This window comes from Mycolicibacterium anyangense, from assembly GCF_010731855.1.
GTDB lineage: Bacteria > Actinomycetota > Actinomycetes > Mycobacteriales > Mycobacteriaceae > Mycobacterium > Mycobacterium anyangense.
The window spans coordinates 2,775,721-2,788,353 of record NZ_AP022620.1 but is presented as its reverse complement, the minus strand read 5'-3'; the positions used below and the strand labels follow the sequence as shown (position 1 = coordinate 2,788,353).

Genomic DNA, 12,633 nt, shown 5'->3' with positions numbered 1-12,633 from the left:
GGACATCTGACATGACTGCCGCGATGGATACCGAGAATAGTGCGACCCCGCGCAGCGCTGAGGAGATTTCTGCTGCGCCTGAGCCCGACGCCGCGAGGGCGGAGCGGAAGCCACCTAAGGCTGTGTCGGTGCGAGCGCTCGTCACGGGTGCCATCCTGGCTGTTCTCGCCGCCGTAGTCGGAGTGCTGGCCTGGCTCTACATCAGTGCTGAGGGCACGATCGATGCCCAAAAGCGGCAGGCCGCAAACGACAAACATGCCGAGGATGTGGCCCTTGACTATGCGGTGAATGCAGCGGTCATGGATTTCCATGACCTCGGTAGCTGGAAGACCAAGCTGGTTGCCGGGACGTCACCGGAGCTCAAGGACAGGCTGACCAAGGCCGCCGATTCCATGGAGCAGATCCTGGTACCGCTGCAATGGAATTCGACCGCGAAGCCGCTAGTTGCCAAGGTGCGGTCGGAGTCTGGCGGAGTTTACGTGGTCGATTCGTTCGTCAACGTCGTCACCAAGACGATGCAGGCGCCGGATGGTCTTCAATCGACGGCGACCTACAGCATCACCATGGATGCCAACAACAATTGGCAAATCACTGATGTCGGCGGCATCGACGCGGTCATGCCGCCGAAGTAAGACGCCTGTTGCGTTGGTGCTTGGCACCGTGTTTCTGATGGAGGGAGCTGGAGTGGTCGGTCGCCTGAACACGGCACAGAGCGTGTCCGCGCTCAGATGCCGAACGGGGGTCGTCGCGGCGTGTGCGGCGATGGCCGCGGCAGCGGTGCTCTCGCTGACCGGCCTCGCGACCGCGGACCCTGCCGGCAATGACGCCCCACCACCGCTGTTGCCTGTCGTCACTCCGACTCCGACCAATTGGCAGCCTCGTTTCCCGTTCCCGTACGACCAGACGCGAGACAAGGTCACCGCCGCCGACATCACCGCCGCTGGCGAGATGTGCCAGTGGTACAACGCGCAATATGATCAGTTGATACATCAAGTCGAGACCTTCAACTTGAACCTGATCGGCGAGAACGGCAACTGGAATGCGCCCGGCATCAACGAGCAAGCCGACGCGGTGGTCGCCAATCTCAACGAGTCACTGGACTTCCTCACACCTCGTGCGCAGGCGTTGACTATCACCCAGGACTCATCGAACGACCAGTATTTCCCACTTTTTCAGGGCGAGAGCTTCTACCGCCTTTGGCAACAACTGTCCAATGTCCGAGACGGCCTCAGAGGGCGCCAACCCGCCTGGTTCACGGGCCCGTCGTTCCAGCATGCGCAGCGTTTCGGCAGCAAGATCCATCGGTCGCACGTCTGTGACTGACGGGGATGGCGCGGCGAACCGCGCGGAGAGAAGGGCCATTCACGTGAAGTGGCAATCCTTGCGGAGCCGGACGCCCGAAATCCTTCGAGGGGCAGGCATCGTCGCATCGATCGCACCGTCGGTGGCACTGGCTCTCGGCACCGGCCTGGTGCAATCGGCACCCGCCGGTGCCGAACCATCGCCGACTTTGGCTGACGCTGTAGCGCAGATGCGTGGCGGTACAAGCTGCCCCGCGCTTCAGTATGACCCGCTCGCCGAACATACGGCCTCGATCGTGAATCGATCCACCGACACCTATCTCAGCCATCAGGCGGAGAACGTCCCCGTGGAGGATGCATTTCCGATCTACCGGGACCTTGGCGGCAAGGGGGCCAAAGTGAAGGTTCTCCTCGGCGCGGCCGACAACGATGGTGATGCGACGAAGGGACTTCTTTTGCAGGGGTTTTCGGCCATTCCGGACTGTTCCTTCACCACCTTCGGCGCAGACAGATTGTGGAACGCAGACGCTGGCAAGGTGCTTCTCGCCGTCGTGTTGGTGGGATCATGACAGCGAGGCTGTGGCCAGGGGCGCGTTCCGGAGATGTGGTTCGCGCTTTGGCAGTGCTGCTCTCAACAGCTTTCGTTGCGGGGCTCCTCAGCCCGTACGGGCGCGCGACCGACGACGTAGTGACCTATGAAGTGGTCTCCGACAGCGTCGGTATCGCCGGTATCGAGTACATGGATGCTCAGCGCAGGATGTTGATCAGGGATGTCCCCCTCCCCTGGCGGCTCGATACGACAGTGGCCGGGGGAGTTGCACGAAGCGAGCTCCGGGCGGATTGGAGACCTCGAGCTCAGGTTCGGAATTGGGTGAGCGTCCGAATCTGGTATCAGGGAAAGCTGCTGTGCCAGAGCACTTTGGACATCGGCAATGCGACCTGCTACGGGGATACGCCGCACATGGCCTAACGGACGAGAGTGACCTTCGTAGACGAAAGTAGATGCTTGTGATTGCCTCAAACAATATCCCGCGTCCGAACCGATGCAACATTGCCGGATTGAGCGCCATATGTGTGGCGATGATGTTGACAGGCGGCACCGCCACGTCTCAGGCAGACCCTGCATCTCCGCCGCCGGATCCGCCAGCGGCGGCCGGCCCCGCGGACTCCCCGGCCGCTGATCCTGGCGCCAACCCATGGCCGGATATCAGATACTACGATCGCCTGGACGCCAATGACTTTGCGCTGCCGGGTGGAGTGTGGTTCCTGTCGCCGACCGGATTGACTTGCGGAATCTGGGGCAGGGGAAACTTCGGCTGCAGCGGCCAAATACCCGGTGCTCCTGCTGATGTGACCCACATCGGTTGGATCAACGGTGACCGTGATGTCCACTACGATTGGTCGATGGCGGTCAGGTTCCCAGCCACCCAGGCCCAGCAGCCGCTACCCCCGCGGTCGTTCATCACGCATGAGGGCACTACGTGTGCAGCGACACCAGACAGCCGAATCTACTGTGAACGCGGGCCCATGAAGCTGTCGGTCGAACCCACAAGAACGTGGCTGTCTGCGCCCTGGACGGATCTCAGCTGGCAGGTCCTTGGCCCCACCACCAGCGCGCCGAAGTAGACTGCCACCGGTTGGGCCCACTTCGCGGCCTGAGGCCTCGTCGGCGCACCTGACTGGCGGCGTGCCGCCATCCCACGGGTAGCCCTGCCGGTCATCAGTTGTCATCCGGTGAAGGCACGGCCAATCGAGGCAATAGCTTCCGGTGACGGCGACGGCTGACCCTTGGCGGGCATGATCGCCAGCACCGGCGTGGTCACCCCGGCATCCACGTACTCCCTTGTTCGCGTGGCGATATCGTTCGGACTACCGTAGATGAAAAGGTCGTCGATGACCGCCTCGGGTATTGCGGCAAGCGCGGCGGCACGGTCACCGGACTGCCAGGCTGCCCACATCGGTTCCAACTGGTCGCCGCGGCCCAGCCAGCGATGAAACTCTGCATACACCGGCACATTCAGGTATGCCGCGATCGCCCGTCGTGCGGTGGCCCGTACAAGCGCCACATCTTCGCTCGGAACCACGAACAGGCGGGCGACGATCTCAGCATCAGAGCCAGTCGAGCGCACACACCGCTCCACCCGGGGCACATCGGAGGCCGCGAGCCAGTTCACGATCGCCCCGTCCGATATTGCACCGGCTAGGCGCAGCATGCCTGGTCGCAGCGCCGCTATCAACAACTTGGGTTGTCGCCGGGGGACACGTTCGAGTCGGAAACCGTCGATCCTGAAGCTGTCACACACCATGTCGATGCGCTCACCTGTCAGCGCCCGGCGTACGAAGGACACCACATCACGAACCTGTTGAAACGGTGCCTGGAACTTGAGGCCGTTCCACTTCTCGACGATGACGTCGGAGCCGGCGCCGATGCCAACGGCGACATCGCCTTGTGCGACGTCGGCCAAGGCTGCCGCAGACATCGCTATCAGCGCCGGGCCGCGCGTGAATGCCGACGCGATCGCCGTACCGAGTCTGAAGCCCGGATGACTGACCGCGGCGGCAACCAGCGGAGTGAAGGCGTCGGCGCCAGAGGCTTCGGCCGACCACAGGTCGGTGAAGCCGCCGCCTTCGATGGTGTCGAGGTGACATTGCTGCTGTGCTAGGGCTGTTCCTTCCAGTGGGATCGTCAAGCCAAGACGGGACATGGTGATCCGACCTTTCTGGTGGAATTGAGGACGGTACGCGGAACTGGCGTCAGGCCGTGCCGCCGTCGATGCGCAGGACAGCCCCCGTGCAGAACGACGACGCCGAGGTCGCGAAGTAGAGCGCAGCCCCAACGATTTCATCGGGATTGCCGCAGCGTTGCAGGGCGGCAGAGTTCTCCATGTGGGCGCGTCCTTCGGGCGTCCATGCCGAGGCGATGTCGGTCAAGAACGCGCCCGGCTGGATCGTGTTGACGCGGACCGTCGGCGCATATGCCTGGGCGAGGCCTTCGGTGAGCGAATTGAGGCCGGCCTTGGCCGCCGCATAGGGAATGGCGCTGGCATTGGGTCGGATCGCGGCAATGGAGCTGATGTTGATGATCGATCCGCCGCCGGCCTCGACCATCCGAGCGCCGATCTTCGCTGAAAGCCGGAACGGCCCTTTGAGATTCACACCGATCACCTTGTCGAACAGCGCCTCGTCGACCTCCGCAAGCGAAGGGTACAGCGGCGATAGACCGGCGTTGTTGATCAGCACGTCAACGCGCCCGAACTCGTCATACACAGCCTCGGTTAACCGGTCACAGTCTGACCAGTTGCTGACGTTGCAACCCACCGGAAGCGCTCGGACCCCGTAGCGGTCAGTCACGAACGCCGCCAATTGAGTGCAGTTCTCCTGTTTCCGGCTCGCGATTGCCACATGCGCGCCCCGTTCGGCAAAAGCCACGACCATCTCGCGCCCCATGCCCCTGCTACCGCCCGTGACAACGACTACTCGGTCCTTAAGGTCATCCATCCAGTTAATGTACCAAGCGCTCGGTTAATGTCGGACATATCTCCCTACCGCAACGGGTTTCGCTTCGTCCGGGGCATACGACCGGGGTCAATAAATGTCCTATCTAACCTATTAATGGTCTGCCATCGTGTGGGTCGTGCGGACGCCGACGCCCATCGAGGGGCTCAACCCGAGCGCGATCGAATCGTGGATGGCCGAGCAGGGTCTCGGCACCGGGCCGCTTGGTTTGTAGCGGCTAGTGCCTCGGTGGCTTGGTGAGCTTGAGTCCTACTCGACCCTGAGCGACTACACCCCCGGTCGGCTACAGGGGCACACGCACATTGTGGCCTCATCCCGGGTTCGAAGATTCCGCGGAGCGCGGCCCAGTCCTTGCCGCCGGCGGCGAGGCATCCTGTGGGGACCCCGTCAAGCGCTACTCGGAGCGAACGGAACGCGACGCGTCGGCTATCACGTGATGTCTAGTCCTTGCCGGATTCAAACTCGGCATCATTGCGGCGGCCACGCAAGCCCGCGCCTGTGCGGGCAAGGCTTCCCAGCACGTCGGTGACCGGCTTCATCGAAGTGCGCGACGCATATTCGAGCCAGCCCATGAACTTCGACTGATGCCATCTCGCTGTTTTGAGTGATCGGACCCGTGATGGATCAGCCGAGTGGGTCAGTTCAGCTCAATGACTCGGACGGGTGAACAGTCGACCGCTGACGGTGCCGGTGTCGAGACGGTCCAGCGCCTCGGTAAGAGCGTCGAACGGCACTTCCTCGAGTACCGGCACGAGCGACCCGTCGGCGATCAATCCGAGTACCTGGGCGAGCTCGTCCCGCGAGGAACCCAGTGAGCCCTGCAAACGGACGTTCCGGGTGACGAGATCGACCGTGTTGATGGTGGCCAGCTCCGCGCCAAGTCCGACGACGACGACGCGTCCGCCCAGACGCACGGCAAGTGCCGCCTCTGCGGTGGTCGTCCCGACACCGGCGAAGTCCACGACCACATCGATCGGCCTTGGTACGTCAGCGATACTCGTGAAGCACTCCGTCACGCCCTGCTGGCGTGCGGCGTCGAAGCTATTGATGTCGATATCGACGCCGTAAACGGTGGCGCCGCGCAGTACCGCGATGCGTGCTCCGCTGAGACCCAGGCCGCCGAGGCCGATGATGGCCACCCGCATGCCGCTGACGATTCCCGCCTCGGTGACAACCGCGTGGTAGGCGGTGGAAATGGAATCCGTTGCGACGGCCGCCTGTTCAAGGCTGACTCGGGGTGGGATCTTCACCAGGAAATCAGCAGGGAAAACTGCTTGTTCGGCATAGCCGCCGTCGCAGCCCAGTCCCGGTGCGGTTCTCGGATCCATCTCGGATAGCGGATGACTCACGAGCGCTATCGCGACTCGGTCGCCGAGCGCCACATTGCTGACGCCGGATCCGACCTGGCGAACCGTGCCCGCAATTTCATGGCCGAGAATGATGGGCCGTTTGGACGCCCAAGCCCCTCCGGGCCCCTTCAGGATGTGGAGATCGGAATGACAGAGGCCGGCGGCTTTCACGTCGATAACCACCTGACCCGGCCCTGCCGCTAGGTCATCGAGCTCGACGAGCCTCAGACCTTCACCGGCGGAGTTGAAATGGTAGGCCTTCATGCGGTCGCCATCGCTTTCATCACGGTCGGTGCCGTGCTCTAGTGGGAAGAGGCTTCGAGTAGGTGCGCGAACCGCTGTTGGGCGGCCTGTCGGCGGGTGGGGACGTGTTCCGTGGGAATGCCGTCGAGAGGCGGTTGGTAGTCGCGCAGGATCAGCCGCGCGACCGTCTCCCGGTGCACCTCGTCCGGCCCGTCGTACATGCGTGCAGCGCGTGCGGCCTTGTACATCCATGCCAGCGGTAGGTCATCGGAGTATCCGAGCGATCCGTGCACCTGGATGGCGCGGTCGATCACGTTGTGGAGCACTGACGCCCCGTAGAACTTGATAAGAGCGATGTCCTTACGGGCGGCCCGGACCCCCTGCTGGTCGATCACCCATGCTGCGTGCAGCGTCATCAGCCGGGCCGCCTGGATCTCGGCAGCGGAGTCGGCGATCCACGCCCGGACGGTCTGCTTGTCACCTAATACGCTGCCGTGTGCCCACCGATAGGTGGCCCGCTCGCACAACATGTCGAAGGCCCGCTGGGCCTGTCCAATCCAGCGCATGCAATGGTGAATGCGGCCGGGGCCCAGGCGTTTCTGCGCGATGGCGAAGCCCTCGCCAACGCCCCCGAGGATGGCGTGCGCAGGTACGCGTACGCCGTCGAAGACCACCTCGGAGTGACCGCCGTACAAGTTCTTCTCGGATGCGCCGTGGTCCAGTGAGGGAATGTCGCGAATAATGCGAAGGCCAGCGCTATCAGCCGGCACGATGAATTGGGAGGTGCGGCCGTGGCTGGGTGCATCGGGGTCGGTGACGGCAACCACGATGAAGAAGTCGGCGATAGACGCGTTGCTGATAAACCACTTGTGCCCGTTGATGATCCAGTCATCACCATCGCGTACTGCCGTTGTGGTCAATCCGGTGGGATCTGAACCCGCATTGTCGAGTTCGGTCAGCGCGAATGCTGAATATGCTTGCCCTGCAAGCAGGGGGCGCAACCACCGGTCCTTCTGCTCGGGCGTGCCCATTTCGGCGAGTATCTCGCTGTTGCCCGAGTCTGGGGCCTGGTTGCCGAAAGTCAGCGGAGCGTAGAGGGATTTGCCCAGAATCTCGTGCATCAGCCCCAGCTTGACCTGACCGTAGCCCTGGCCGCCCAGTTCGCGGCTCAAATGGGTGGCCCAGAGACCCTGAGCCTTGACCTCTTCCTTGAGTGGTGCCACGGCCTGAAGCAGCCCCTGCCAATCCAGGTCGATGGTCTCCAAGGGCAGGATCTCGGATCGGACGAAGTCGTCCATCCAGTCAAGTTTCTTCTGGAAGTCCTCATCGGCAAACAGTTCGGTGATCATGGCTTTCCCTTCTGGTCATGGGAGTTACGAGCGACGTCCAGCGACAACATGCGGGTGCAGGAGGGTCCTTCGCTGCGGCCACATCATCGGACGGGGGCCAGCGGACGAACCAAGGCGGCGCCTTGCGATGTCGACAGCGCGCCGAGGCGAAAGCCACTGCGGGTCTGTTTCGCCACGACGGTGTGCATGGCCCCGAGAGTAGTCCTCATTAAATTGGTTGTCTACTACAATTGTAGAGGCATCACGGCCGACACCTGCTGTCCCATAGGGATACTGGCGGCGATCGGTGCTTGATTAATTGTGTGAACACTCCATTACTGCAAGCTGTGTTGAACGCCGCGTTCTGGTCGGCTCGAGAGCACAGCGGGTGTGTGGGCGGGAAGTCGGCAGCTGTTTGCGCTGGCGTCTCGAGTGGCGGTTCCGGCTTAGCCGGCGATCTTGTGGCTCGGCGGCGGCGCGGCCTGAGAGACGCGATCAAATGTGCGAATATCATCCAGTCATGTCCCCGACCCGCCCGCAGAAAGACTCTGAGCATCGAGGTCCTGGCCGGCCTCGCGGCAGCGTAGCGGCCAATCGTGACATCACCCGTGACCGTATCTACGAGGCGGCCACCGAGCTATTCGCCCTGCGGGGATACCACGGCACCAGTGTGGCTCAGATCAGTGCGAGCTCTGGCATCCAAACTGGTGCCCTCTATCACCACATCAAGTCGAAAGAAGAGTTGCTGTGGCAGATTCTACGTCGCTACACCGGTAAAGCCCTTGCGGCCGCGGTAGGCGTGACGTCGGCTGCTGCAGACCCCGTCGACAAACTTTCGAGGCTCATCGACACCCATGTCGAGGTTATCGCCACGCACCGGCGGGAAGTCGCAATCCAGACGCGTGACGCGTCTGAACTCAACTCCGAGCACGGCATTCAGCTGCAGGCACTGCGCCAAGGGGTCCAGGATTGCTGGGAAAGCGTGATCGGAGATTGTTGGCCGGACAAGCGGCCGGCCGAGGTTCGGGTGGTGGCCAATGGGATGCTCGGGATGGTGAATTCCCTGTGGTACTGGTTTCGGCCCGAAAGGGGCGATACGGCAGCGGAAGTCGCGCGCGAGTTTCGCGACGTGATCATCAACGGGGTGGGACGGACGAGGTAACGGTCGACGGCCGTCAAGAGACCCGCGCAAATAGCTCGGCAACATTGTCCGCATATTGCAGTATCGATAGAACTGGCGACGCGTATTGCGTATACTTCCGTCGCTGTGCTACGCATACTGCGTCACTGTCGGCCCACCGAGTGAGCTATTACGGACGAACGCTCCAGGGAGTAGGGCTCAGCGTTGTAGCTTGCCCATACGCGAGGGGAGTCCCTGATCCGATCGTCATTGGCGGGTGTCCCCAGCCCCCGCTTCGGTCTCGAAGTGGCCGACGTTGTGGTGTTCACCAGCATGCGTCCTGCGTGAGTGCCCGTGCGCTCGTGCGTTTCGCCGGCCGTTAACCCCAGACCGACAGAGGAGACTGTCATGGATGCTCTGGTCTATCGAGAAGACCACGATGGCTGGACAACGTTGTGGTTGAACCGACCTGAGAAGCTCAACGCGCTCACTACTGCCATGTTCACCGAGTTGCGCAAGCATATCGAAGCTCTTGCCGGCGACGACTCCGTCCGATGCGTTGTCTTGCGGGGAGCGGGGCGGTGCTTCTCGGCCGGGCACGACCTGACCGACATTTCGGCGGGGGAGACCTCGCCTGCGCCCGGTTGGCACAGTCAAACCCTTCGCCTCTTGGAAAGACTTCCGCAGCCGGTCATCGCCGCCGTCCATGGGCACTGCTACACCGGCGCCCTTGAAGTCGCGCTCGCCTGTGACTTCATCGTCGCATCGGACAACGCGCGATTCGGTGACACCCATGCAAAGTGGGCGTTGACGCCAGTCTGGGGAATGAGCCAGCGGCTGCCTCGACGGGTCGGCCTGGCGACAGCAAAACGGCTGATGTTCACCTGCGACATCATCGATGCTGCCGAAGCTGTGCGCATCGGGTTGGCCGAGTTCCTGATAGCCGATGGCAGCTTTGATGAGGAGGTCAGCGGGTTGGCGACTCGGATCGCAACCAATTCGTCCTTCAGTCACCAGGCCGTCAAGGGTCTCTTGGACGCAACAGAGGGCAGCTCCATCGACGCGGGGCTGCATTGGGAAGTGATGGAGAGCGCGGGCACAGGTCCTGACATGCAGGAGCGCATCGCCACGTTCTCCGGCCGGGGAAAGGGCAGTGAGTCGCATGCATCTTGACGTTGATCCGCGACTCGAGGCGTTTCGCGGGGAGGTCGCCGAATTCCTGGACACCGCGCCGACAGAGGCCATCCGTGAGGCGGGCCGCAAGACGACGAGCGTGTTCGCGCCCTTTGAGGAAGTCATGCAGTGGCACCGAATACTGCACGAGCGAGGCTGGGCCGCGCCGGCATGGCCGGCCGAATACGGCGGTGCCGGTTGGACTGACGAGCAGCGGTTGATCTTCACCGAAGAGTACTGCGATCGCGACCTCCCCCCGCTGCTTCCCAACGGCCTTCAGATGGTGGGGCCCCTCCTCATGGAGCTGGGTACCGAGGAGCAGAAACGGAAGTATCTGCCGGGAATCCTCTCCGGAGACGACTACTGGACACAGGGGTATTCCGAGCCGAACGCGGGGTCTGACCTGGCTGCCCTCGCCTGCGCCGCCGTCGCGGACGGCGAGGATTACGTGATCAACGGGCAGAAGACCTGGGCGACTCTGGCGCACAAGGCCAACCGCATGTTCATGCTGGTGCGTACCAGTAGGGAGGGTAAAAAGCAGCACGGAATCACCTTCTTACTGCTGGAGGATCTGGATCAGCCAGGCCTCACCGTGCGGCCGATCATCGGGTTGGACGGTCACCCTGAGCAATGTGAAGTGTTCTTCGACAACGTCCGGGTTCCGCAGTCAGGCCGAGTGGGGGCTGAGAACGACGGGTGGTCGGTGGCCAAGCAGTTGCTGCGCCACGAGCGGGGCGGGGCACTGCACAGTCCGTGGATGCGCCGGAACCTCCGGCTGATTCGAGGCGCTGCCGAGACGGTGCCGGCGCCCACGGGAGGGTCGCTCGCCACCGATGCCGTTTTTCAGCGCGATATCGGTGAGCTCGAAGCGGAGGTAGCTGCGCTGGGAGCCCTCGAAAAACTGATGATCACCGGCCATGGGCTGGTATCCGACCCGGCCACTCCATCGCTACTCAAGATCGTGAGCTCTGAACTCACGCAGCGAATCTCAACCGCCATGACCCGGGTGTCCGGCATCGATGCGGTTCCGCTACAGGTTGACGCGTTGACGGTGGGGGCCGGTGTGGAGCCATTGGGGAGTGACTTTGACCTTGTTGCTATGCCGTACTACCTGAATTCGCGGGCAACGACCATCTATGCAGGGACCAACGAGATCCAACGAGACCTTCTCGCCCGTACGCCGGCGCCCCTAGGCTGAAAGATCTATTCACAATGGACTTCAACTTTTCCGACGAGCAGACGATGTTGCGGGACTCGCTGACCGAGTTGCTCACCCAGCATTATGGTTTCGAGCAGCGCCAATCCATCGTGCGATCGGCCGCAGGCGTGTCCGAGAGTGTGTGGACACTGTTTGAGGCGATGGGGCTGCTGGCGCTTCCGCTTCCCGAGTCTGTCGGTGGCTACGGTGGATCGGGTTCTGACATCGTCGCCATCAGCGAGCTGTTCGGCCGCCACCTGGTGGTCGAACCCTACCTCTCGTCGATCATCTTCGCCGGGCGCGCGCTGGCCCGGTCCGAACGCAACCCGCAGGCGACCGGCTGGCTGCGACAGATTGTGGCGGGCAAGCTGCGAGCTGCGTTGGCCCACGAGGAGTCTCGGGGAACGGCGACGATCGACATGATCTCGACAACTGCCAAAGCCGACGGGGACGGCTATGTACTTCGCGGGCACAAGCGCCTCGTCCTCGACGGAGCAACCGCCGATGTTCTGGTGGTGACGGTGCGGCTGACCGAAGCGACGTTCGGCATCGTGGCCGTCGATCCCGGTTCCGACGGGGTCACGCTGACCCCTTACCGCACCATCGATGGTCGTCGTGCGGCGGACATCCGATTCGACGACGTACGGGTGCCGGCAAGCGGTCTGGTTTGCGAGGACGCCGCAGCGGCCATTCAAGACGTCATCAATGACGCGGTGTTGGCTCTGTGTGCCGAGGCTGTCGGTGCGATGGGGGCGCTTCTGGATGCGACGGCGAGCTACGCGAGCACCCGCAACCAGTTCGGGTCTCCGATAGCTGGTTTCCAGGCGGTAGCACACCGCATCGCGAACATGAAGGTCGCCTACGCGAAGGCTCGGGCGACGCTGATCTATGTCACAGCGGCCATCGACAGCGGCCTGGCCAGCCAGCGCGACTACTCACTGATCAAGGGGCAGGTCGGCCGGCTTGGCCGCGAGATCGCGGAGTCCGCGGTCCAGATTCACGGCGGTATCGGAATGACCGAGGAGTGTGCCGTGGGACATCACTTGAAACGGATTCTCACAATCGACGCGTTGTTCGGTCCTGCTGACTACCATCTCCGAATCCTCGGAATCCGGCAGTCCGCCTGACCACTGAGGCGCAGCCGCACAGGTGTGCGCGCCCACCATTCCGTAGTGGTCCCAATGACGTAGTCGCCCTCCACCATCGAACGGGCATCCTGAAGGGGCTGGCGCCGCCTACCCGTGCGCGCCGGAAGCAGATCCTCGATCAGCCCCACTGAGCGTCAGACAAAGCGGTAAGCGTCATCCCCTGAGCCTCAGGCGCAACACCCGAAACCATCGTCAGACACTTTATAGACGCACTGTGCGTGCTATCGGTGTCCAACCGGCCGAGTTCAGGCCAGGAC

14 protein-coding genes are annotated in these 12,633 nt (G+C 62.9%); 9 read left to right on the top strand and 5 right to left on the bottom strand.

Annotation, left to right across the window (positions count from 1 at the left end; genetic code table 11):
• Window positions 1-11: 11 nt before the first annotated feature.
• From G6N35_RS12935 to G6N35_RS27330, 5 genes are all read left to right on the top strand, one after another.
• A complete protein-coding gene (locus G6N35_RS12935) occupies window positions 12-632 on the top strand; it encodes a hypothetical protein (RefSeq protein ID WP_407664546.1) in 621 nt (206 codons plus the stop codon).
• A gap of 130 nt (window positions 633-762) precedes the next feature.
• A complete protein-coding gene (locus G6N35_RS12930; RefSeq protein WP_163807653.1) occupies window positions 763-1,323 on the top strand; it encodes a hypothetical protein in 561 nt (186 codons plus the stop codon).
• Between the two features lie 43 nt (window positions 1,324-1,366).
• The gene (locus G6N35_RS12925; protein ID WP_246224295.1) at window positions 1,367-1,870 is read left to right on the top strand and encodes a hypothetical protein; all 504 of its coding nucleotides are present in this window, start codon (window positions 1,367-1,369) and stop codon (window positions 1,868-1,870) included.
• Window positions 1,867-2,271 (top strand): hypothetical protein, encoded by a 405-nt coding sequence (locus G6N35_RS27755; RefSeq protein WP_407664545.1) that lies wholly within the window; start codon window positions 1,867-1,869, stop codon window positions 2,269-2,271. Before G6N35_RS12925 ends, G6N35_RS27755 begins: the two co-directional genes overlap by 4 nt.
• A 110-nt stretch (window positions 2,272-2,381) precedes the next feature.
• The gene (locus G6N35_RS27330) at window positions 2,382-2,927 is read left to right on the top strand and encodes a hypothetical protein (RefSeq protein ID WP_246224589.1); all 546 of its coding nucleotides are present in this window, start codon (window positions 2,382-2,384) and stop codon (window positions 2,925-2,927) included.
• A gap of 101 nt (window positions 2,928-3,028) precedes the next feature.
• Here the strand turns inward: G6N35_RS27330 and G6N35_RS12920 are convergent, their stop codons facing one another.
• The 5 genes from G6N35_RS12920 to G6N35_RS12905 form a co-directional block, all read right to left on the bottom strand.
• The gene (locus G6N35_RS12920) at window positions 3,029-4,138 is read right to left on the bottom strand and encodes an LLM class F420-dependent oxidoreductase (protein WP_246224294.1); all 1,110 of its coding nucleotides are present in this window, start codon (window positions 4,136-4,138) and stop codon (window positions 3,029-3,031) included.
• Window positions 4,056-4,799 (bottom strand): SDR family NAD(P)-dependent oxidoreductase, encoded by a 744-nt coding sequence (locus G6N35_RS12915; protein ID WP_163804608.1) that lies wholly within the window; start codon window positions 4,797-4,799, stop codon window positions 4,056-4,058. The genes G6N35_RS12920 and G6N35_RS12915 overlap by 83 nt, the downstream gene beginning before the upstream one ends.
• A 458-nt stretch (window positions 4,800-5,257) precedes the next feature.
• Window positions 5,258-5,389: a hypothetical protein gene (locus tag G6N35_RS27605; protein ID WP_281357001.1), complete on the bottom strand. Its 132-nt coding sequence runs from the start codon at window positions 5,387-5,389 to the stop codon at window positions 5,258-5,260.
• A gap of 75 nt (window positions 5,390-5,464) precedes the next feature.
• The gene (locus G6N35_RS12910; protein ID WP_163804607.1) at window positions 5,465-6,430 is read right to left on the bottom strand and encodes a zinc-binding dehydrogenase; all 966 of its coding nucleotides are present in this window, start codon (window positions 6,428-6,430) and stop codon (window positions 5,465-5,467) included.
• A gap of 38 nt (window positions 6,431-6,468) precedes the next feature.
• Window positions 6,469-7,758, bottom strand: a complete 1,290-nt coding sequence (locus G6N35_RS12905; protein ID WP_163804606.1) for an acyl-CoA dehydrogenase family protein — start codon at window positions 7,756-7,758, stop codon at window positions 6,469-6,471.
• Between the two features lie 499 nt (window positions 7,759-8,257).
• Here G6N35_RS12905 and G6N35_RS12900 point away from each other — a divergent pair, with 499 nt between their 5' ends.
• The 4 genes from G6N35_RS12900 (at window position 8,258) to G6N35_RS12885 (ending at window position 12,355) form a co-directional block, all read left to right on the top strand.
• Window positions 8,258-8,899 (top strand): TetR/AcrR family transcriptional regulator, encoded by a 642-nt coding sequence (locus G6N35_RS12900; RefSeq protein ID WP_163804605.1) that lies wholly within the window; start codon window positions 8,258-8,260, stop codon window positions 8,897-8,899.
• A 366-nt stretch (window positions 8,900-9,265) separates the two neighbouring features.
• Window positions 9,266-10,030, top strand: coding sequence for an enoyl-CoA hydratase/isomerase family protein (locus tag G6N35_RS12895; protein ID WP_163804604.1), 765 nt, complete (start codon window positions 9,266-9,268; stop codon window positions 10,028-10,030).
• Window positions 10,020-11,228 carry an acyl-CoA dehydrogenase family protein gene (locus G6N35_RS12890; RefSeq protein ID WP_163804603.1) on the top strand — a complete coding sequence of 403 codons (1,209 nt, stop codon included), beginning with the start codon at window positions 10,020-10,022 and terminating at the stop codon, window positions 11,226-11,228. Before G6N35_RS12895 ends, G6N35_RS12890 begins: the two co-directional genes overlap by 11 nt.
• Window positions 11,229-11,242: 14 nt before the next feature.
• Window positions 11,243-12,355, top strand: a complete 1,113-nt coding sequence (locus G6N35_RS12885) for an acyl-CoA dehydrogenase family protein (RefSeq protein WP_163804602.1) — start codon at window positions 11,243-11,245, stop codon at window positions 12,353-12,355.
• Window positions 12,356-12,633 lie beyond the last annotated feature (278 nt).